The following is a 23,193-nucleotide window of genomic DNA, read 5'->3' as shown; positions in this document are numbered from 1 at the left end:
TGATATGAAGATGTTAACTAAACATGGTAAGAGTCGTATTGGTATTTGCCTGGCAAGTGTGTTTTTTACTTGTTTTTCTTTTGCGCAAAACCGTTATGAGTTGAATGAAGGCTGGAAGTATGCGCCTATAAGTAAGGTAAGTGAGACAGGTGAGCTGATCTCTGCTCAGGCTTATTCGCTGTCGTCCTGGAAAGCGGCTGTCGTGCCGGGAACTGTTCTTACCTCTCAGCTTGCTGCAAAAGAAATTCCTGATCCTTTCTGGGGGATGAACAATGAGAAGATTCCGGATATTTACACTATCGGAAGAGATTATTATACGTACTGGTTCGCCAAGGAATTTGTGGAAAAGCACCCTTCTTCGGGAAATCAGGTCTGGCTTACATTCCGGGGGATCAATTACAGTTGTGACATTTTTCTGAATGGCAGGAAAGTGAATGCCACTCCTTATCAGGGCATGTTTCTGCGTAAATCTTTTAATATCACTAAACTGCTTTCGGTTTCTGGCACGAACAGACTGGCTGTAATTGTGTATCCTCCGGATCCGGTAGGAAATCCTAATGGTGGTCAGGGAGGTGACGGTATTGTTGCAAAAAGTGTATCCCATCAATATGTGGCCGGTTGGGATTGGATCAGGCCGATCAGGGACCGCAATACCGGGATCTGGGATAAGGTGTATATTGAAAAGACCGGAAGTGTTAATCTGAAAAATCCACATATCGTTACATTGGTTCCTGGAAAAAGAGTCCCTGAGGGAACTCAGCAGCCTGTTGTCATTAAAACATCCGCAGAACTGGAGAACACATCAGAGAAAGTAATTACGGGGCTGCTTCAGTATGTTTTAGATGGCAATAAAATAACCAGGAGTGTCAGGATCAATCCTAAAAGTACGCTTAACGTTGATCTGCCTGATTTATCGTTAAAAAATCCAAAGCTTTGGTGGCCTTCAGGGTATGGTAAGCAGGATTTATATGATGTGAACCTACAGTTTGTCGAAACCGGCAAAGGGGTGTCTGATCAGGAAAGGGTGAGCTTTGGAATAAGAGAGATTCAAACGGAATGGAATGCTGTGACCAGAAGCAAGCAGGTTTTGGTAAACGGACAGAAGATATTTATTAAAGGAGGAAATTGGATTATTTCGGATGCCATGTTACGGTTCTCCAAGGAACGGTATGATGCGGAGATCAGGTTTCATAGGGATATGAACCTCAACCTGATCCGTATCTGGGGTGGCGCCTTGATAGAGCGCCCTGAATTTTATGAAGCTTGTGACCGCTATGGCATGCTGGTGTTACAGGATTTCTGGATGTCGGGAGATTGTAACGGGCGCTGGCTGGATCCAATGAAGAAGGAAGATCAGTGGGCACGTCGGAAGTATCCGGATGACCATCATTTGTTTTTGGAGTCTGCGGTTGATATGATTAAGATGGTTCGGAATTATGCTTCTCTGGCGATGTGGTGTGGTGGAAATGAAATTACTCCTCCGGATGATATCCTGCTTCCATTAAGGGATTCCATTTTGCCTAAGCTTGACGGTACGCGCTGGTTTATTGATTATTCGAATTCGGATGAGATGTCGTTTAATTCAATTGGTGGTAACGGTGATGGACCTTATACGATTCAGCCTGTGAGTTCCTTTTGGGAAAAAAGGACTTTTCCTTTTAATTCTGAAATAGGATCTGTTGGGGTCGGTGATTATGAATCGTTGGAGCGGTTTATGCCTGAAGCCAACAGGAACAATTTACCGGTCCCAAGGCCTGGTCAGCAGCCTTCTGAAGAAGCGGATTCGGTGTGGACTTACCATACCTATACCGGGGTGGGATATGAGCAATCGCTTGAGCCTTATGGGAAACCTAAAGATATTCATGACTTTACAGATAAGGCGCAACTAGTCAATTATGATCAGTACCGTGCTTTAATGGAGGGTTTCAGTTCGCATATGTGGGAATGGTATACTGGGGTGATCATTTGGAAAACACAGAATCCATGGACAGCTATGCGGGGACAGATGTACGATTATTATCTTGATCCAAACGCTTGCCTGTATGGTTTGCGTACAGGAAGCAAGCCCTTGAACATCATGTGTAATCCTGCAGATGGCACTGTGATGCTTGTTAATAATAGTTTTAAATCGCTGCGCAATTTAATGCTGGTGATGAAGTCGCATAGCATTTCAGGGGAAGAGAAAATTCTTACACAAGTATTGGCTTTCATTGAGCCTACAACGGTAAAAAAGATCTTATCAGTGAAACAGGCCATGGATGAGGTGTCTAAGGAAGACGGTGCATTTTTATCGTTGCAGATCCTGGATGAAAACAAGAAGGTATTGGCCGATAATTTGTATTGGTATCCGAATGAAAAGGGGGTGTATACAGGGCTTAATAAAATAAAGCAGGCTGAATTAGCCGTTACTGCCAGGCAGGTATCAAAGGGAAAGATAGAAGTTAAACTGAGTAATCCTGCAGGAAATCCGGTTGCATTTTTTAGCCGGCTTTCACTTGTTGATCCTAAAACGGACAAACGACTGCTTCCTGTGTTTTATGATGATAACTATGTGTCCGTTGTTCCCGGAGCAGAGAAAACGGTGATTATTGAATACACCCCTTCAGCAGGGTTAGAAATGCCTTATGTAACGGTAAAAGGGTGGAATGTGAAGGAGCAAAAAATAACGATTAAATAATAAGTACTGGTAAACGGGCATTGATGTGCGGAGTTAAGTGTTTGTTAATTAGTCAACTTTAGGATTGAATGTGCTTGATTTACAATAAGGGTTTAAATTGCTTATAAATCAGTTAAATTTAGTGTTGGGTGAATGTGCATGACCTCTAAATAACGAATGAAATGCTTATTAATCAGTCAATATTTAGGTTGGGTAAGGATCAATAAGTAACGATATACTCGCATTTGATAACGCTTATTAAAATGGCTTCTGTATAATATGATTTTAGAAAAAATAGGTTTGTTAGGGCTTCTTCTGACAAGCTATATCGTACCCGCTATAGCACAAAAAAAGCCTTTATACAAAAATTCATCAGCTCCTATAGAAAGCAGGTTAAGTGATTTAATAGGTAGAATGACTTTGCAAGAAAAAGTAGGTCAGCTTTCTATTTTACTGGGTTGGGAGATGTATGATAAGATCGGAAATAAAGTAGCCGTCAGCTCAAAATTTAAACAAGCTTTAGCAGAACAACATACAGGAATGCTTTGGGCTACGTTAAGAGCTGATCCCTGGACAAAAAAGACATTACTAACTGGTCTTAATCCTGAGTTGGCTGCTAAGGTGACAAATGCACTTCAAAAATATGCAATCGAAAATACCAGACTTGGAATACCTCTGTTTTTGGCAGAAGAATGTCCTCACGGGCATATGGCCATTGGTACAACTGTTTTTCCAACCTCAATAGGGCAGAGTAGTACATGGAATCCCTTGTTGATTCAAGAAATGGCTTCAGTAATTGCATCTGAGGCTCGCTTGCAGGGAGCCCATATTGGCTATGGGCCTGTACTTGATTTAGCCAGAGAGCCTCGGTGGTCGCGTGTTGAAGAAACCTATGGAGAAGATCCGGTTTTGAACTCTGAAATGGGAATAGCAATGGTAAAAGGCTTCCAGGGAAATGACCTGAAGAGTGATGTTCATGTGCTTTCTACTTTGAAGCATTTTGCGGCGTATGGTGTTCCGGAAGGGGGGCATAACGGAGGTAGCGTGAGTATTGGTCCCCGGGAATTGGAACAAACGTATCTTCCTCCCTTTGAAGCTGCTGTAAGGGCGGGTGCCTGGTCTGTGATGACTGCTTATAATTCGATTGATGGGATTCCCTGTTCTGCTAATCCTGTTCTTTTGAAGGATGTTTTAAGGGATAAATGGGGCTTTAAGGGTTTCGTGGTATCAGATCTTGGAAGTATATCTGGATTGCTGAATAACCATCAGGTAGTTGCCACTGCGGATGAGGCTGCTGCTCTTTCTATAAATGCTGGTTTAGATGTTGATCTGAGTGGATATGGATACGGGAAAGCATTAATAGATGCTGTAAATAAAGGAATTGTCAATGCAGGTGCATTGGATTCTGCTGTTGCATATGTTTTGAGACTTAAATTTAAAATGAACTTGTTCGAGCATCCCTACGTTGATCCTGCTAGAGCTAGACTGGAAGTAGGAAGTGCAAAGAACAAACTATTAGCTAGAAGATTGGCTCAGCAATCTATCATTCTATTGAAAAATGAAAATAACCTGCTGCCATTAAATAAAAGCATTAAAAGGATTGCTGTTATTGGTCCCAACGCTGATAATATATATAACCAGCTAGGGGATTATACTGCTCCACAAGATCAGGAGGAAGTGGTAACGGTATTGAAAGGGATTAAAGCGAAACTAGGTGCTGCTTCGACAGTTACTTATGTCAAAGGATGCGCTATTCGGGATACCGGATTTAATGAAATAGCAGAAGCTGTAGATGCGGCTCGTCATGCTGAAGTTGCAGTTGTGGTGTTAGGTGGATCTAGTGCCAGAGATTTCAAAACTGAATATTTAATTACGGGCGCTGCAAATGTGTCAGCGGGTGCAAGTGCTTTAAGTGATATGGAAAGTGGGGAAGGCTATGATCGTTCCACATTAGACCTGATGGGAAAACAGCTGGAGATGCTCCAGGCAATTGTTAAAACAGGAACACCGGTAGTCTTGGTTTTAATTGAAGGACGTCCACTGAACTTAAACTGGCCTTCAGGAAATGTTTCTGCCATTCTAAATGCCTGGTATCCTGGACAGGAGGGTGGTGATGCTATTGCAGATGTTCTTTTTGGCGATTATAACCCAGCAGGACGTTTACCTATATCTGTTCCTCGATCGGTAGGGCAATTACCTGTTTATTATAATGTAAAAAAACCATTATCGCATGATTATGTGGAAATAGGTGCTGATCCCTTGTATAAATTTGGATATGGTTTAAGTTATTCTAAGTTCGAATACAGCAATCTGGTTATCATGAAAGGTTCGGCAAACGACAACTTTCTGGTGTCTGTTCGATTTGACGTAAAAAATCAGAGTGAACGTAAAGGGGATGAAGTGATACAACTTTATGTGACGGACAAAGTAAGTTCAATGGTGAGTCCCGTTAAACAGCTTAAGAAATTTAAACGAGTTAGTTTTAATGCCGGTGAGCAAAAAACGATCGAACTGAATCTGGATAAGAAAGACCTGGCAATTTTAAATGTAAATATGCAATGGGTAGTGGAACCAGGGGAATTTGCTGTTGAGGTTGGAGCTTCATCAAGCGATATTCGTCTCAAAGGAAAGCTTAGTATTGAATAGGTGCTTGTTAGGATTTTATTCAACTTCTGACCTGGCATTAAACCATCCGTAGTATAATTAGGTGCTTTTTCCCACTTTCGCTTTTGAATAAAATATACAAGTTATGCAATTATATGCTCTTATACTTTTACCTTTTCCCATTTACCTTTTTTAAATAAAATATATCCTGTGGTTGAAATTGCAATTTCAGAAATTGGAATAGCCATGAATACCCCTTTGGGTCCTAATCCTAGATGTTTGGATAAAAAATAAGCCAGTGGAATCTGAAATAACCAAAAGCAGAATAAGTTGATCCAGGTTGGCGTCCAGGTGTCACCTGCACCATTGAAAGTATTCACCAATACCATCCCAATTCCGTATACTACATAACCCGAACTCAGGATATAAATAGCTTGTTTATCGACAATCTTTACCTATTCATCATTCGTAAAGAAGGAAACAAGTACCTCAACTCCTGCAAAGGAAATCAGGGTTATGGAAAGCATATACATAAAATTATATTTTGCAGTCTAAATCACAGCTTGTTCCGCTCTGTCCAGCTTACCAGCCCCTAAGTTTTGGCCAACCAAAGTAGCGGCAGCACTGCTTAATCCCCATGCAGGAAGCATAAAAAACATCATTAAACGCAGGGCAGTTTGATAACCCGCAGAGCCGTGATCGCCACCGGTTGTTGCTACCAGTTGAGCAAGGAAGATCCAGCCACAGGAAGCAATTACCTATTGCATAATTGTGTTTTTTAGAACCTGCTATAAAAATCTGACCGTGAAACGCACCGCCGTAGACCGAATCAGTCTTCATCTGTAGATGTCAACTTAATTTATTTTAAGCAGAAAAATTTAGTTTGGTAATAAAGCTCCTTCTATTGGAATGGATTGTTCAGAAACAGCACCTTGTTGTTTTTTGATTAATAACCAGGCGAACAAAACACCAAGGAAAGCCATAATCGCACCTACAATTGCCGGAGAGGTATAACCAAGACCAGCAGCTATTGGTAATCCACCGAAAAAAGCACCTAAGGCATTGCCAATATTAAATGCGGCCTGTGTGACCGAAGCACCAAGCATTTCTGCGTCTTTAGCTGTGCTAATCATTAATATTTGAATCGGAGCCGCTATAGCCATAGAAAGGGCCCCAATAATAAAGGTTAATACCAATGAAAGGATCTGGTTTTCTGATATGAAGAAAGTAATAATCAACGAAATAGTCATTGCCGTTAACAAAGCAACGCAAGCTTTAACAGGATTGATTTTATCAGCAAGCATACCTCCAATAATGTTTCCAACTACCATTCCTGCACCTGCTAATGTTAAAATATAAGGTACTTGATTTGCATTGAAAAGGGAGACTTCAGTCATTAGTGGTGCGATATAACTAATCCAGGCAAATAGACCTCCTGTACCTATGGCCGTGATTAAAATAATTAGCCAGGCTTCTGTCTTTTTAAAGAATTGAAGTTCTGTCTTTATGTTTCCTGCACGGTTAACAGGCATTTTGGGTAGCCACAGCTGAATGAAGACTAATGTAGTTAAGCCAATGATAGCGACAATGCCAAATGTAAATCGCCAGGAATAGGTATGACCGATAAAAGTACCCAATGGAACTGTGAGTAAATTAGCTATTGTTAGCCCGGCAAACATAACTGAGATTGCCTGTGCTTTTTTCCCCTCGTCAGCTAATCTACTGGCAACAACAGAGCCCACTCCGAAAAATGCGCCATGAGGTAAACCAGACAATAAACGGGAGATTAATAAGAAAGTGTTGTTTGGTGCAAATGCAGATAGTGCATTGAAAATAGTAAACATGGCCATTAGAGCAAGCAGAATCTTTTTGGGGGCTATATTGCTGCTCAAAGCGACCAGTAATGGCGCGCCTATAACTACTCCAAGCGCATAAGCAGAAATTAAATGTCCCGCAACTGGTATACTGATTTGGAAATCTTTAGCAATATCAGGCAGCAAACCCATCATCACAAATTCAGTAGTCCCTATCCCAAGGCCACCCAAGGTAAGTGGTATTAAACTTTTTTTCATAGAGTAGTGAACATAACAAAAAAAATGACTCAAAGAAGTACTTAAACGTAATTATTAACTAGTTCAAAGGTCAAAATTTCGAATTGCAAATATACTTTATGAGTTAAACTAAATAATTGTAATTTGGTAATTTTGACAAAAAGTCTACTTTTAATGATAAATATTTTAAAAAATAAGTCATAAAACAGCTTTTTATGCATTAATAATGCTGATTAAATGAAATAATTAAAATGCTTCTTAGTGATTTCATTACTTAAGATAGTCATGTGGGCATTACGTAAGACAACAGTACATTAGGGTTTAAAAATGAAGGTTTTGATCAGTTATAACTTCACCTTTTATTAAAATTATCTGTTTTCATAAGGAAGACTAAAATTCAGTTACATTATTGCATACTATTTGTGTTCAAGTTATATAAATAGTTTTCAATTTCTACCAATATACAACCGATGCACGCTACGATGATAAAAAAATATAATTCAATTTCTTCCGTGCTTTATCAGATGATGTTATCTTTGAAGTATAACATCCAGTAATTAAATAAGCGAATTAAAGCGTTAAAGGCATCATGAGAACATTCTTTTCAATCAAAGAATTACTAGTTATACTTAGTCGCGAGCAAAAACTGCTTACCGAAATCTTTGAAAAGCGGAAAATGCTTTCCTACAAATATGAGTATGCTTTGGAAGTGGTGGATTATAACGAAGATAAGATCCTGGCTCTTATTGACTATGGTGTATTGAGAGAAAACGGTGGCTTTCTGGAGCTTGACGATCAGTATCTTCAATTCTTTGAACAAATTCTGGAAGTCAATGAGGAAATCAATGTTTCCTACATCAATGAAAATCTCCAAAGTATTCAGCAAAACATAAATTATTACCTGAAAGAAAATAGCGAAATTAGGAAATATAGTTATTTACGGCTGATCAAAAGTGCATTACGTAAAATAGGACTGATTGCTTTACGTAATGTAGTTGATTTAAAAAGGAATATCGATAATACATTTAAAAACGAACCTAACTATAAAATCAAAAAAGCTAAACTTGAACATCTTGATGTTAAACGTAATGATATTTCGGTTCTGATTACTTTAACAGATAACCTGATTTCAGGAGAGGAAGAACAGACTTTTTTTAAAACAGCCTCTGATGAGGAGTTACATAAAATAATCATCAGGTTAAAACTTCAGCTTAATGAATGTAGACATAATCTGATTGATATCCAAAAGCAGATTATCGAGTTTATTAACCGCCTTAAATATCAAAGTGGGTTAATGGAGAAAATCAGGCAATTGAAATACCTGAAGGACCAATTTGAAATTAAAAGTAAAACCAATATTGTTCAGGTTTTACAAGCCGATAATGCATTGGTATATGAACCTAATCCATCTTATACAATAAAACTTTCTATAGAGCAATTGCAAAATGACAGCAAAGTGCTCGATATTATCAGGAAGGTTGTCAGTCGCAATCAAACAGGTAATCGTATCGTTCAAAACCTGGCAGAGAACAGCTTGGAAGAGTATTTGAAATCGGATACCCTTGTGGTTGTACAAGTCAATTTGGAAGAAGTGAAAAGTAGCTTTCTGGCAGGAAGTAATAATTTGTTTGATTTCCTTCAAACGTATGATTTCGGAAGAGAGGTTCCATTTGAAGAATGTATCACTGTTTACTGCCAGCTGATTTCACAATATGATGTGCTTTTTAATCTGACAGATCAGTATTCATTAAAGCAGGATACTGAATATATGTTAATTTATCCGCTGTATTAATATGGAAATACCTAAACAGTCATCTGATGTATTTGAAATTCTGAATAAGGGGCAATTTATATGTTCCAATAGTAGTAAGGATAATATTCGTAAATTATATAGTGTTATTAATCAGGATTTCGATGCTTTCTATACCTATTTTTCGGGTATCAATCTCATTATGGAAGAAGGAGATGAGTACTATTATTTTACGCGGAAGGACACCAAAGCAGACATTGAGCGTAAACTTGATTCCGCATTGAAGTGGATAGACATCATCGACTTTTTGAAAACATTTGAAGTCGGTTTTAGTTCTGGATTCCGTTTTAAACCATCAGATATTCTGGTTAGGCTGTCAGTTGATGCCGATTTGAAGAATAAGCTCGAAGACTTAAAAAAGTATGCAGGTGGTAAGGAAAAGCATGCAGAGATTCTTGAAAAGATACTAGATTACCTTGAAAAAGATAATTTTATAGAAATAGAAAATGAGATTGTGCAAGAATACAAAACCCTGGCATCATTTTCTTATCTGGAGCAGCTGATATTAACTATAAATATTCCTGAAGATATTAAGAATGAGATACCTGAATAAGATAATTTTCATAAATAGTGCGAATATTAGTTATGCCGACATCACTATCGACGGTAATGTACATTTCATCGGTACACAGGGAGTAGGTAAAAGTACCATGCTTCGGGCAATTCTATTCTTTTATAACGCTGATAAACTGAAACTTGGAATAGAGAAAGGAAAGCGTTCTTTTGATGAATATTATTTTCCTTTTCCCAATTCGTATATCATTTATGAAGTGGTTAGGGAAACCGGTTCTTTCTGTGTGCTTGCCTTTAAATCTCAAGGAAGGACTGCATTTCGATTTATAGACGGAGCCTATGATCGCTCTAACTTCATTAGTCCGGAGAATAAGTCGATGTCATGGGAACAGGTCAGGAATACATTTCCTGGTCATGGTCATTATTCAAGGAAAATTGAATATTACGAAGAATACCGTGATATTTTATATGGAAATAATAAAGGTTTACCGGCTGAATTCAGGAAGTTTGCTTTGATAGAAAGTCGCCAGTATCAGAATCTTCCGCGTACCATTCAAAACGTATTCCTCAATTCTAAACTGGAAGCTGAATTTATTAAGCAAACGATCATCATGTCCCTCAATGAGGAGGATGTGAAGATTAATCTGGATCAGTATACCTTTCATCTTCGTGATTTTGAGGTACAGCTTGCTGATATCAGTAAATGGAGTACCAGGAATCGCGGAGGTGTAGTAATTGTACGTCTGTTAGCAGATAACATCGCTAAACTTTACACCGATATCTGTTATCTTGAAAAAGAAAAGGCGCATTTAGCAATGACATTGGTTGCTGCACATCAGCAAGTAAAAAAAATGTTCCCTACAGTAGTCAGGCATCTCCATACGGAACGTGATAAACTAATCGCAGCAAACAAAAGAGTAGCAGAAGCTGATGAGAAATTTCAAGGAAGAAAGGACAAGATCTCTTCAGCAATCACCTTGTTAGATGCCAGGCTAAAAGATGCCAAAGTAAAATCTGAGTATTATGAAGGCTTAAATATTGCAGGCATCATAGAAAGAGTAAGTAAAAAAGCTTATTGGAATCAGAGAAGGACTAATTTACAAGACGAACAAGAACTCCTTTCTGCTCGTTTTAAAGAGATTACAACAAAATACGAAGCATTAATTAATCAGTTCAATAATCAACTGCATGACTTTATTAATTCAAAAAATAAAGAGCGCAATCTGCTTCAGGGATCATTTTATAAATTCAATGAAAATCTAAACGCCCAGTATGAACAGATCAATGGGGATATTGAGCGGGAGAACAAGGAAGTCGCTAAAAGTGCACTGGAAGATATTGCTCAGAAAGTAGAGTACATCCATTCCTTGTTAGTACGGAAAAAGGAAATAGAATTGAAGCGCTACTTTGAAGAAGAAATAGCCGAAGCTCAAACTAAAATAAATGAGAGTAAAGGAATCATCCATCAAGCAGGAGTTGAAATAGCAGGGAGTAAAAAGAATATCGAAACCGTACAGAAACAATGGGATCTCGAAAATTCCAAATTGGAGGCCAATCATAACAATCAACTTACAAAGCTTCATGAGCTGATTAATTTTTCGAAAATAAAAATTCAGGATATTGATAAAATATTGGCCAACAGTACGAACTCTTTGTATTCATGGCTCCATCAGAATAAGCCGGGTTGGGAAAGCAATATTGGTAAAGTTATTGATCAGGAGCAGGTGTTGTTCCACACTGGTTTAACTCCTAAACTTGTAGGTGAGGGCAATGACTTGTTATTTGGGGTTGATCTCGATCTGCGGGAAATATCAAGGACAGTAAAAACGATAGCTGATTACACCGCAGAAAGGGAACAACTACATGATAAAATTAAAAAGTCAGAAGATGAAACCGAACAGTTAAGTGCAAAGAATGTACAAGATCTGGAGAAAACAAGAAAGAAATATCAATCCTTAATACGTGAATATAAAGAAGGCATTTTAGTTAAAGAATATGAAGCAGAAAAGGCGCTAGGCGAAAAAGATCAAGCTTCGGTAAAATTGGAAGACTTGCGGACAAATGGACAGAAAGCAAAGGATACAGCTTTATTGCTGATCAAAAAAGATATTGATCAGATGGAAGAGGAAAGACTATCTGCTAAAGAAAATCTAGAACATCTGGAGAAAAGCATTAGAACACAGATCGATACCAAAAGGAAAGAAAAGAAAAATAAGGTTATTACGGAGCAAGATAAACTGCAAATTAGTTTTAGTAAACTGGATCAGGATATTAGCGCCAAAACAGAAGAAATCAATTTACGTATCCAGGATATTAAAACTCAAAATAATAAAGAGTTAAAAGATGAGGGAGCCGATATTATTCGACTTTCTTCTATTGAAAAAGATCTTCAGAACATACAGGCAGAGCTGATCTTCATTGATGATAACCGAGACCATGTATCCGATTATAATAAAGATAAGAGAGAGTTTTTTGATTTGGTTGATACCTTCAAAGCGGACAAAAAGCTCAATGAAACACGATTTGTAGCCGAATTGCAAAAACATGAACTAACAAAAACGAAACTTCAGGAAACCGTTGATAAGCAGATTTCTTTAATACAAGATTTGATGCTTACTCATCGGGAGATGGAAGAGGATCTTAATGAATTTAGTCGTTTTATCCAAACAGACCTGTTTTTAAACCAACATACAGACCAGTTAGTAGGGAAAGAAACGATTAAGTCGCCAAAAAGACTCACCCTAATCATGGAGGAGTTTAGAGACAAAAGTTATACGCTCATTAATCGAATGACAGAAATTCATTCGGAGGTCAGTAAGTTTTTAAGTAATTTTTCCACTACAAACGTCTTTGGTTTTAAAACAAACCTGGTAGAAAATGAAGATTATCTGAATTTTGCAGAAAACCTGAAAGAGTTTTTGGAGGAGAATAAAATAAAAGAATTTGAGAAACGGACTAATGAACATTTTGCCAGTTTGATTCGTCAGGTAGGCAAAGAAACCACAGAGCTGATATCCAAAGAGGCGATTATACAAAAAGTAATCACTGATATTAACACAGATTTTGAGAAGCGTAATTTTGCAGGTGTTATTAAAAGTATCAATCTACGCCTTTCTCCCAGTGCCAATAAAACGGTCATGCTTTTACAAGAAATACGCACCTTCAATGCTGTTCATGATTTAAGTCTTGGTATTGCTGACTTATTCAGCACCGATGATTCAGAAGTGACTAATAAAAAAGCAGTAGGACTTCTTGAAAGCTTTGCCGAAGAGATTACCAGCTCCAAGCAACATGAAATAAACCTTTCAGATACCTTCGAGTTGCAGTTTCGTATAGTCGAGAATGAGAATGATAGTGGCTGGGTTGAAAAGCTGGCTAATGTAGGGTCTGAAGGCACCGATATATTGGTTAAAGCAATGATCAATATCATGCTTTTGAATGTATTTAAAGAAAGTGCTTCAAAACGATTTAAAGATTTTCGTCTGCATTGTATGATGGATGAAATTGGAAAATTGCATCCTACTAACGTAAAGGGGATCTTGAAATTTGCGAATGATAGAAATATCTTACTGATAAATAGCTCGCCAATCTCTTATAATGCAATAGATTACCGTTATACCTACCTGCTGTTAAAAGATAATAAGAATGTAACCACTGTGAAAAAGCTGATTCAAAATAATCCAGGTAATGAAGCTGAGTAAGTCTTTAGCCATTAAATTATTGCAATTAAGCAGTGGCGAAAGGGTGCCTGCAAGTCAATTGAAATATCCACTCATTTCTGAGCTTTTGGAGGATGGTATTCTTGTAGATATCAGATCAGGGAGAACCAAAAGTGTAATGTCTCTTCAGAGCTCAAAATCTCTGCAGGCGTTTTTACTTAACCGGTTTTCCATTGCCGATCTGAATCGATATGTAGAAACATTAAATACAGAAAACCTTTCCCGCTCTCTCTTGGTTCAGGTCGCATCAAATTCTAAAATTAGTAATGTCAGAACGTTTAAAGGTTTTTTAGTAAATAGCTATGAACCTGTATCAACGACATTGAATGGTATATCCTTCCTTGTACAGCCGCCATCAGGAACTTTTCAATTTATTCATGAATTTGAACAGTTTATACCTCATCCTGATGTAACTATTGTGGGGATAGAGAACTCAGAAAGCTTTAGTCAGATTGATAGACAGCGACATCTTTTTAAAGGCGTACATCCCCTTTTTGTTAGCCGTTACCCACAGAACCAAAGTAAAGATTTAATCAAATGGCTTCAAACTATTCCTAATAATTACCTGCACTTTGGTGATTTTGATTTTGCTGGGATAGGAATATACTTAAATGAATATAAACGATATCTGGGATCGAAAGCACGCTTTCTTGTCCCTGATACTATTGAAACCATGCTTTCTAAGTATGGGAAAAGAGGGTTATACGATAATCAAAAGATGAACTTTGAAGCAAAAGAAGTGCAAGAAGAGGGTATTCTGAAACTATTAAAATGGATGCACCAATACAAGAAAGGCTTGGAGCAGGAAGCCTTCATAGAGCGGTAAAATGCAGATACCCTATCCACAATCAAGATAAGCGTATATTTGTCCTCATTATTGCGCTTAATTAAATCCTCAAAATAATATGACTGAAAATACAGCACCTCAAAATTCCGATATTATAATCTATACCTCTAGTGATGGTCATGTAAAAGTTGAAGTCATGTTTCAGGATGGATCCTTTTGGATGAGTCAGAAGAAACTGGCCGATTTATTTAGAGTACACAGGTCCGTTATTTCCAAACACCTCGAAAGCATTTTTAAAGAGAAGGAGCTTATTTTAGCTTCAGCATGTTTGAATGTATCGCATATCGATAATGACGGAAAATCATATAACACAAGTTTCTATAACCTTGATGCTGTAATCGCTGTAGGCTATCGTGTAACCAGCTATCATGCCACACAGTTTCGGATCTGGGCGACACAAACTCTTAGACAATATATAGCAAAAGGCTTTGTACTAAATGCGGACCGTCTAAAACAAGGTGAACCTTTTGGTCACGATTATTTTAAAGAATTACAAGAGCGGATTCAGGAAATAAGGGCTAGTGAAAGAAGATTTTATTTGAAACTAACCGACCTTTATGAGCAGTGCAGTATCGATTATGATTCCAGTTCTGTGGTGACAAAAAACTTTTTTAATACCGTTCAGAATACGTTACATAGTGTAATTACAGGTAAAACTGCTCCGGAGTTAATTAAGGAAAGAGCAAAGGCAGAGGATCCTAATATGGGTTTGCAATCCTGGAAAAACTCTCCTGAAGGTAAAGTGTTAAAATCTGATGTTAACGTAGCCGATAATTATCTTGATGAAAAAGAGATGAAAGATTTTGAAAGTGCAGTAAATTTATATCTGGATTACGCAGAAAATCAGGCTATACAGCAAATACCGATGAAGATGACAGATTGGGTTAAAAAACTGGAAGTGTTTTTGCAAATCAATGATTATGAAATTTTAGTTAATTCAGACATATTAAGCTTCGATGCAGTAGAAGCAGCCACAGCTAAAGCCAAAGCTGAAAGTGAATATGAAATATTCAGAATTAAACAGGACAGGCTTTTTATTAGTGATTTTGATAAGGCGATCCAAGCATTAAATTAGGGTGCAAATGCGCATATAAATTAGACATTTACAAATATGGAAACGAAGAAAGACCTCAAGCTTGCTGTATTAATTGATGCCGATAATGTGCCTTACGCAAATGTGAAGGAGATGTTTGAAGAAATTGCTAAATACGGAACCCCAACTTTCAAGAGAATATATGCCGATTGGACAAAACCTACTGTTTCCGGTTGGAAAAATGTCCTTTTGGAAAATGCCATCACACCCATTCAGCAGTATAGCTATTCCGTAGGAAAGAATGCAACAGATAGTGCACTGATTATAGATGCCATGGACATATTATACACTGGAAAAGTCGACGGATTCTGTATCGTATCCAGTGATAGTGATTTTACCAGATTAGCTACACGACTTCGCGAAGCAGGAATGAAAGTCATCGGAATAGGAGAGAAGAAAACGCTAATCCCTTTTATATCGGCTTGTGATAAATTTATATATATATTGAAATATTGAAATCAGACAGCACAAGTCATGATGAGGATGATACTAAGAAACTTTCTAAAAAAACCACAGCCTCTTCAAATAATCCACTAAGTAAGATAGATCCTAAGATTATTAAGTTATTTGGGGATAGCATTACAGACCTTGCAGATGAAAATGGCTGGACATTCCTCGGTGAACTGGGCAATTTGCTATTAAAGAAAAAGCCTGATTTTGATCCTAGGAATTATGGTTATACAAAGATGTTACCATTGATTAAAAGTATGAACAAGTTTGAGATCGATGAGCGCGACACAGGTAAGAACAACATCAAGCATATCTACATTAAGAAAAGATAAAAGGATTCATCATAAATCAAAATTCACAAACAAAATTTGATTTATGACAACTTCTTTAAAGATAAATAAAAAGGCAATTTTCAACTAGAAAATTGCCTTTTTATTTAAATGGTAAAGCCTTTAAAATTAATTTGGCGGCTTAATGCCAGAAATACCTTGGTTATATCCACTTCAGTGATTTCAACAAAAGATTAATGTGCCTCTGATAAAACATTAGTCTCTTGAAAATTGATACTTAATCCCAACAGCTTATAAAATTCTTTTAAAATTGCAGGATGTCCTGGCCATGCAGGTGATGTAGTTAAGTTTCCGTCAGTAATCGCTTCAGTAACCTTAATGTCCTTGTACGTGCCGCCAGCTAATGCGATATCAGGTCCAACAGCTGGATAAGCCGTCAAAGTTCTTCCTTCTAATACCCCGGCAACAGTCAGGATCTGAATACCATGACATATTGCAGCAACCGGTTTATTTGTATCAAAGAAATGCCTGGTATATTGCAAAACCTTTTCGTTCAATCGGATATATTCAGGTGCACGTCCACCACATACATATAAACCAGCATAATCTTCAACATTCACTTCATTGAATGTCTTGTTTAGTATAAAATTATGCCCACGTAATTCCGCATAAGTTTGGAAACCAACAAAGTCATGAATAGCAGTAGCAATTGTATCACCAGATTTTTTATCCGGACAAACGACATCAACTTCCAGACCCACAGAAAGTAGTGCCTGATAAGGAACCATGACTTCGTAATCTTCTACAAAATCGCCGGCTAACATTAAAATCTTCTTGCTCATTTTATTAATGTTTAATTCTAATAATAACAGCTAATTGGCAAAAGAGTTCTTCAGAAATTTAAAGAATACAAGTAAATAGGTAATCATTTGTCCCCAGGAAGCCTAGGGCTCAAAATGCTATTTTACTGCCCAAAACTCTTCATTAAAAAATACATTCTACCAAGGACTAATACCAGTTTCTGGCACATTGTCATCACTGAAGAACTGGCCAGTAGGACCATCTGAACTTAATAGGGCTGCTTTTACAACTCTTGCAGCAGCATCTTGCACGGTTCCAGGTCCAGAGTGATTATTGAAATCTGTGTCAGTATAGCCTGGATCTACGGCATTTACTTTAAATGAGGTATCAAGTAAATCATAAGCCAGCATAATGGTATAAGCATTGAGGGCTGCTTTCGAGGCAACATAACAAGCTGGCTTAACAACATAATATTTCCAAGAAGGATCACTATGCAAAGTGAGAGAACCCAGACCGGAAGTAACGTTAACAATTCTTGGTTCCGGTGACTCCTTCAGCAAGTCTATAAACGCCTGTGTTACTTCTATTACGCCAAAAAAGTTAGTCTCGAATACCTGCTTAAATACACTGATATCCGTGTCCAGTGACGTCTGCGGAAAACTACCAGAGATACCCGCATTATTGATCAGCACGTCCAGTACTTTAGTTTTAAGGCCAAGCACTTCGCGTGCGGCCTTTATAGATTCAATGTTATCCACATCAATCTTTAAAGGTTCTACCTGGATTAAGCCTTCTGAGTGAAGCTGGCTGACCGCCTGTTCCCCTTTTTGAATATCCCGACAGCCTAAGTATACATAATACCCCTGCTGTATTAATTGCCTGGCTGTTTCAAAGCCAATGCTTTTGTTTGCTCCTGTTATAAGTACTGTTTTCATATTTAATTGTTTAATAGTACAAATCTAAAATATGCATGAGGCTTTATTGTGCAAGGATGTTAGTAAGATATTCGATAGGGCTTACACTGGATTCACGTTTAAAGAAGTGGTTAGTTAAAAAATCAGGAGATATCTTTTCGATTTAACACATATATTGTTAAAGCAGGACCGACCGTTTTACACGAAAAATAACCAAATCCATGGTAATAAAGTTTGCCTGCATGATCTAATGTAGGATCTTTGAGCATGCGAATGCACCAATCTTTAAAAGAACGCATGCCGTGTCTATATGGGTGATGTTAATTTCCATTGGAAAAAAATATTAGTTTTTTACCTCGAACTTCTGTTGCTTTTTACCTTTCCAGAACTAGACTTTGCACCCCTTCCACCTCCAGATTTTCCTTTTGATGTACTTGCTGAAGAATTTTTGCCTTTATAACCATCTCTACCCGAAGCCGCAGACTTAAAACCTACTGCCTTACCTGATGATCCGGATATGGAAGGCTTTCCAGATCGAACACTTGAGTTAGGTCGGTTTAATCCTGCAGCTTTTTTTTCAGCTGCTTTTTCCTTTTTTAACTCTCCCAGATTATCATATTCCGCGAATCTTTCAGCAATCCCTTTAGCCGAATTTTTAGAAGAACGTTTGGAAGACCCGGAAGAACCACCGCTACCAACCCTTTCCGAACTCGACTTCCCAATCAGCTTCGCAATTTCCTTTTGTTCTAGCTCAGTCAACTCCCGCCAATCCCCACGAGGTAATCCCTTCAGCGTAATATTCATTATCCGTGTACGTTCCAGCTTAGTCACCTCAAAACCAAAATGCTCACACATTCTTCTGATCTGCCGATTCAAGCCCTGTATCAACGTAATCTTAAAAATGAAAGGACTCTCTTTACTAACCTTGCACTTTTTGGTCATCACATCCATTACAGGAACACCACTTGCCATACCCGTGATAAAAGCATCGGTAATCGGTTTATTTACCGTCACCAGGTACTCCTTTTCATGATTATTCCCCGCACGTAGAATCTTATTCACCAAGTCCCCGTTATTGGTCAGCAGGATCAACCCTTGCGAATCCTTGTCCAGTCGGCCAATAGGAAAGATCCGGTCACTGTGGTTTACATAGTCAACAATATTCGTTTTATCAGTCGTTTCCGTGGTGCTCGTAATACCCACCGGTTTATTAAAAGCCAATAAAATTGAACTTTCCTCTTCCCTTGGTTCAATAAGCTGGCCATTCACATTCACCCGATCGCCAATGCGAACCTGATCACCTACCTTCGCTTTCTTCCCGTTGATAAATACAGTTCCATTCTCAATGTGCTTATCTGCAGCTCTTCTGGAGCATAATCCGCTCTCACTAATGTATTTATTTAACCGGGTACTAGAATCAGGCATAGTAATGTTTCTTGTATTTTTACGAAGTTAATTTTTTTTGGAGAATTATTCGCCCCATGCCGTAATCATCACACTTCGATCCCCGCCATAATTACGGTGTTCACATAGATAAATTCCCTGCCAAAGTCCCAATGCCAAACGTCCGTCACTAACCGGGATCATAACAGAACAGCCCAGCATAGCCGCTTTCAAGTGCGATGGCATATCATCAGGACCTTCTTCATCGTGTAGGTACTTTGGGTCATTCTCAGGTGCAATTTTACTAAAAAACATCTCGAAGTCCTTTCGTACAGTAGGATCCGCATTTTCATTGACCGTTAATGAAGCAGAAGTATGCTGAATAAAAACCTGACAAATTCCTGTTTCAATCTTAGATAACTGTGGCATAGCCTGAATAATTTCCGATGTGATCAAGTGAAATCCTCTTGAACGTTGTCTGAGTATAAGCGACTGCTGAAATATTTTCATCATGTTTTAAATTTTATTTTTCAATTAACCCAGAATTATAATACATAAAATTATAGATTTAAGTATTATTGAATCAATTAATGAAGCCAAACCTAACCATACCTAAAAATAACATTTTATTTCTTGTAATTGTTGCCGCACTAGGTTACTTTGTTGATATCTACGACCTGGTGATTTTTTCCATTGTACGGGTTCAAAGTTTTCGTGATATTGGAATTCCCGAAGCAGACATGCGTTTGGATGGCGAGTACGTGTTAAACATGCAAATGGGAGGACTGTTACTGGGAGGTTTGATCTGGGGAATCATAGGCGACAAATATGGCCGTGTTAAAGTTCTTTTTGGCTCTATATTTCTGTATTCCTTAGCTAATATGGCTAACGGTTTAGTGCAAGATATCAACAGCTATGCTATTATTCGCTTTATTGCAGGTATTGGTTTGGCTGGCGAGCTAGGAGCAGGCATAACGCTGGTCAGCGAAAGCATGCATAAAGATAAACGCGGATATGGTACTATGATGGTGGCAGGAGTAGGGGTTTTGGGAGCTATCGCTGCGTTTTATGTTGCCGAACATTTTAACTGGCGCAATGCTTATTTTGTGGGTGGAGCAATAGGGCTTCTCTTACTCATCCTAAGGGTGGGAACTTTTGAGTCTGGTTTGTTTAAAACGACCGCTACCCAGCAAATTATAAAGGGTAACTTTAGTATGCTTTTTGCCTCCCGCGAGCGTTTCATGCGTTATTTATATTGCCTGCTTATTGGTTTACCCATCTGGTTTGTGGTAGGTATTTTCGTCACACAAGCTCCTGAATTTGGGAAAGCTCTAGGTGCTACAGATGCTTTGAGTGCCGGAAAAGGTATTTTGTTTACCTATATCGGCATTTCACTGGGTGATATATTAGCCGGACTTATCGCACAGTTAACCAAATCGAGGAAACTAGCAGTCTTTATATTTCAAATCTTAATTGTCACCAGTTCAGTTTGTTATTTAAGCAGTAAAGGAATTACAGAACAGCAGTTTCACTGGCTTGCCTTTTTTATGGGCCTATCTGTTGGTTATTGGGCAACCTTCGTTACCATTTCTTCCGAACAGTTTGGCACCAACTTACGCGCCACAGTAACCACTACAGCGCCTAACTTTGTCAGAGGTGCATTGATTCCCAGTACCTTCATCTTCGAATTCTTCGTACACCGATACAATATTATCACAGCCGGTTACATCATGATCTTCCTCTTGACTGCCATTGCTATATTTGCTCTTACCCAGCTGAAAGAAAGTTTTAATAAAGATCTTGATTATCTGGAGGAGTAGATTAAAACCTTATTTCTGATACTGCTGATCCAGAAATAAATACCGTTTCCTATCCTGTTCTTTCTCCTGTTTCGTCCTTACATCAATATTCATATAAGGAAACTCGCCAATGCTCAAAGGTGCCCATTTTGGTAAGCCAGGACCATTAGGATCACTTGTTTTAATGAAATTCGCAAAATAGTTTAACATCAGTGAAGAAATTTTATGATCTTCCGGTTTCCAGTCATACACGCGGTTTGTAGTTAGATTACCCATTGCATATTCAATTTCAAAAGCATGGGGAGCACCAGCTAAAGTAGGCGCTTTATGTAAAGGAGCATTTGCGTTTTTTGTAATTCCTCCGGCTAGTCCGGCAACTGCATTTGTAAACTCAGCGGTCATTTCTGGTTTAACCTTCGAAAATAAGTACCTATAAACAGGTTTACCACTCGTTTTGCTTTGCAGATCAATCCATTTCCAGGTGCTGTAAACAATAAAACGGTCGCTTGCTAAAGCAGTAGCAGATCGGATCACTTCCTTTTGATTATTTCCCGGATATAGTTTCAGTACCTCATCCGCATGGTCGGGATAAAGCTGCTTAATTTTGTCGGCATAGTTTCCCGCTGTTGCTGCCTTATCACCCATAAATGCCTGGTAGGGGATTTCCGTAGAATTCCATCCAGCAAGTAATGGAACTAATGCCTGTTCTCCTGCCGCAAAAATGGCAGCAGGCTCCTTAGGTAAAAAATAACCATCAATCGCAGCTACAGTCTTAAACGCATCAGGAACAGAAGCAGCATCAAGCAATTCTCCTGCAGGGATAGCACGTAAAGCAGCCAGGGAGGTTGCACTCGCCTTTTCTGCAAAAGCCACACCGTTCTTTTCGGCCTGCTCAAGAGAAACAGCTGCAAAAGTCGGATTAATCATTGCGCCGCTTTCCCCAATAGCTCCGGCAATCAGTTTTTTCGATAAAGGAGAGGCCATTTGGGCGAATACAGATATTGAACCTGCAGATTCACCCGCAATGGTTACTCGTTTAGGATCACCGCCAAAAGCCGTTATATTTTGCTGTACCCAGCGTAATGCAGCATTTTGATCTAACAATCCATAATTACCGGAGGCATGATGAGCTGACTCTTTTGTTAGTTCAGGATGAGCTAAAAAGCCAAATACGCCTAAACGATAGTTTATGGTAAGAACGACAATGCCTTTCTTGGCCATACTCTCTCCGTCATAACGTGATTCCGAGCCGTCGCCAGCAATAAATCCGCCTCCATAGAAATATACCAATACAGGTAATGCCTTTTTCGGATTGACCGATGGTGTCCAGACATTCAGATACAGGCAGTCTTCGCTCATTCCATTTGACCGAAAAATCATGTCACCATAAATCTTTTTCTGCATGGCATTTGCACCAAATTTATCCGCTTTCCGAATGCCAGTCCAGTTTTCTGGATCTTGGGGCTCTTTCCACCTCAAATCTCCAATAGGCGATTTTGCAAATGGAATACCTTTGAAACTATTTATTGTCGAACTCTCTCTAGTGCCTTCTAAAATTCCATTTAATATCTTTACCTGAACAGCTTTTTCATTTGGTAGGTTTGCTTGTGCGAAACCGACAACCGGAATAAGCAACACAGTGGATATAAATAAACTAATGAATTTCATTTTCTAGTAATTTTCGTTAAAAGTGGTCATTTAATGGATGGTAAAAAAATATTAAATAGTACTAATTAGTCAAATAATCTGTCTTTGATGATTAAATGCAGTAATAACACGTTTAGGCTTTTGATTTAACATCATTTGCTGCTTTTTGTTGCAGTTTTATTTGATAAGGCTGCTTATTAGATGGGCTTACCAATTGGATTTACTTTGATGTTTACCTCAATTAATTGATCTTTAATTTGGGGGTTTAATTATATCGCTAGATATAAAATTAAGGATTAAGCTATAATTGTACTATGTTCAGTCTATGGTAAGTCCATGTATGGGTATAAATACATGGACTTTATACAGCATTATCATTAAATGAACTAAGGGGTATTAATAACAAGGTTATAGCCTTTACACTTTTGAGAGCTTTGTTAAAAATAGGGGATTGTTTGCTATATCCTTATTCTTACTCACGAATTGATATAGCCACGAGTAGTTTTAAATGTGTTTAAACTTCTCAAATATGTTGTATTTCTCCCTCTATTACCGCTTATCTAGAAATTATTCAAAATAAACATTTTTTATAATAGATATCCCTAGATTTAACTGT

Annotated in this window: 16 protein-coding genes and 1 pseudogene; 10 read left to right on the top strand and 7 right to left on the bottom strand. The window is 38.2% G+C overall.

What is annotated here, in order from left to right:
• Nucleotides 1-10: 10 nt before the first annotated feature.
• On the top strand, nt 11-2,677 hold the full coding sequence (locus BFL47_RS02950) for a glycoside hydrolase family 2 protein (RefSeq protein ID WP_139125745.1): 2,667 nt from the start codon (nt 11-13) through the stop codon (nt 2,675-2,677).
• Nucleotides 2,678-2,935: 258 nt separating this feature from the next.
• Nucleotides 2,936-5,302, top strand: coding sequence for a glycoside hydrolase family 3 N-terminal domain-containing protein (locus BFL47_RS02945; RefSeq protein ID WP_069658301.1), 2,367 nt, complete (start codon nt 2,936-2,938; stop codon nt 5,300-5,302).
• Nucleotides 5,303-5,421: 119 nt separating this feature from the next.
• Here the strand turns inward: BFL47_RS02945 and BFL47_RS19190 are convergent.
• Nucleotides 5,422-5,982: pseudogene (locus BFL47_RS19190) on the bottom strand (MATE family efflux transporter).
• Between the two features lie 156 nt (nt 5,983-6,138).
• The gene (locus BFL47_RS02935) at nt 6,139-7,332 is read right to left on the bottom strand and encodes an MFS transporter (protein WP_069658299.1); all 1,194 of its coding nucleotides are present in this window, start codon (nt 7,330-7,332) and stop codon (nt 6,139-6,141) included.
• Nucleotides 7,333-7,900: 568 nt separating this feature from the next.
• On the opposite strand from BFL47_RS02935, the gene BFL47_RS02930 reads away from it, so the two are divergent.
• From BFL47_RS02930 to BFL47_RS20155, 7 genes are all read left to right on the top strand, one after another.
• Complete coding sequence (locus BFL47_RS02930; protein ID WP_069658298.1) at nt 7,901-9,103, top strand: hypothetical protein; 1,203 nt, start codon at nt 7,901-7,903, stop codon at nt 9,101-9,103.
• Between the two features lies 1 nt (nt 9,104).
• Entirely contained in the window at nt 9,105-9,674 is a 570-nt protein-coding gene (locus BFL47_RS02925; RefSeq protein WP_139125744.1) for a condensin complex protein MksE, read from the top strand.
• Nucleotides 9,658-13,335: an ATP-binding protein gene (locus tag BFL47_RS02920; RefSeq protein WP_069658297.1), complete on the top strand. Its 3,678-nt coding sequence runs from the start codon at nt 9,658-9,660 to the stop codon at nt 13,333-13,335. Before BFL47_RS02925 ends, BFL47_RS02920 begins: the two co-directional genes overlap by 17 nt.
• Nucleotides 13,322-14,179, top strand: coding sequence for a DUF7281 domain-containing protein (locus BFL47_RS02915; RefSeq protein ID WP_069658296.1), 858 nt, complete (start codon nt 13,322-13,324; stop codon nt 14,177-14,179). Before BFL47_RS02920 ends, BFL47_RS02915 begins: the two co-directional genes overlap by 14 nt.
• A 79-nt stretch (nt 14,180-14,258) precedes the next feature.
• Nucleotides 14,259-15,275, top strand: a complete 1,017-nt coding sequence (gene rhuM, locus BFL47_RS02910; protein ID WP_069658295.1) for a RhuM family protein — start codon at nt 14,259-14,261, stop codon at nt 15,273-15,275.
• Between the two features lie 36 nt (nt 15,276-15,311).
• The gene (locus tag BFL47_RS20160; RefSeq protein ID WP_245681286.1) at nt 15,312-15,749 is read left to right on the top strand and encodes an NYN domain-containing protein; all 438 of its coding nucleotides are present in this window, start codon (nt 15,312-15,314) and stop codon (nt 15,747-15,749) included.
• Nucleotides 15,746-16,075 carry an OST-HTH/LOTUS domain-containing protein gene (locus BFL47_RS20155; protein WP_245681285.1) on the top strand — a complete coding sequence of 110 codons (330 nt, stop codon included), beginning with the start codon at nt 15,746-15,748 and terminating at the stop codon, nt 16,073-16,075. Before BFL47_RS20160 ends, BFL47_RS20155 begins: the two co-directional genes overlap by 4 nt.
• A 191-nt stretch (nt 16,076-16,266) precedes the next feature.
• Here the strand turns inward: BFL47_RS20155 and BFL47_RS02900 are convergent, their stop codons facing one another.
• The 4 genes from BFL47_RS02900 to BFL47_RS02885 form a co-directional block, all read right to left on the bottom strand.
• A complete protein-coding gene (locus BFL47_RS02900; RefSeq protein WP_069658294.1) occupies nt 16,267-16,875 on the bottom strand; it encodes a DJ-1/PfpI family protein in 609 nt (202 codons plus the stop codon).
• A gap of 156 nt (nt 16,876-17,031) precedes the next feature.
• Nucleotides 17,032-17,769 (bottom strand): SDR family oxidoreductase, encoded by a 738-nt coding sequence (locus BFL47_RS02895; RefSeq protein ID WP_069658293.1) that lies wholly within the window; start codon nt 17,767-17,769, stop codon nt 17,032-17,034.
• A 330-nt stretch (nt 17,770-18,099) separates the two neighbouring features.
• Complete coding sequence (rluF, locus tag BFL47_RS02890; RefSeq protein ID WP_069658292.1) at nt 18,100-19,173, bottom strand: 23S rRNA pseudouridine(2604) synthase RluF; 1,074 nt, start codon at nt 19,171-19,173, stop codon at nt 18,100-18,102.
• Between the two features lie 45 nt (nt 19,174-19,218).
• Nucleotides 19,219-19,641 carry a secondary thiamine-phosphate synthase enzyme YjbQ gene (locus BFL47_RS02885; RefSeq protein WP_069658351.1) on the bottom strand — a complete coding sequence of 141 codons (423 nt, stop codon included), beginning with the start codon at nt 19,639-19,641 and terminating at the stop codon, nt 19,219-19,221.
• A gap of 80 nt (nt 19,642-19,721) precedes the next feature.
• Here BFL47_RS02885 and BFL47_RS02880 point away from each other — a divergent pair, with 80 nt between their 5' ends.
• Nucleotides 19,722-20,951 (top strand): MFS transporter, encoded by a 1,230-nt coding sequence (locus BFL47_RS02880; RefSeq protein ID WP_139125743.1) that lies wholly within the window; start codon nt 19,722-19,724, stop codon nt 20,949-20,951.
• Nucleotides 20,952-20,960: 9 nt separating this feature from the next.
• Here the strand turns inward: BFL47_RS02880 and BFL47_RS02875 are convergent, their stop codons facing one another.
• Nucleotides 20,961-22,598, bottom strand: coding sequence for a carboxylesterase/lipase family protein (locus BFL47_RS02875; RefSeq protein ID WP_069658290.1), 1,638 nt, complete (start codon nt 22,596-22,598; stop codon nt 20,961-20,963).
• Between the last annotated feature and the right edge of the window lie 595 nt (nt 22,599-23,193).

Origin of the sequence: Arcticibacter eurypsychrophilus (assembly GCF_001730525.1) — a bacterium.
Taxonomy (GTDB): domain Bacteria; phylum Bacteroidota; class Bacteroidia; order Sphingobacteriales; family Sphingobacteriaceae; genus Arcticibacter; species Arcticibacter eurypsychrophilus.
This window is presented reverse-complemented; position numbering and strand designations above follow the sequence as displayed.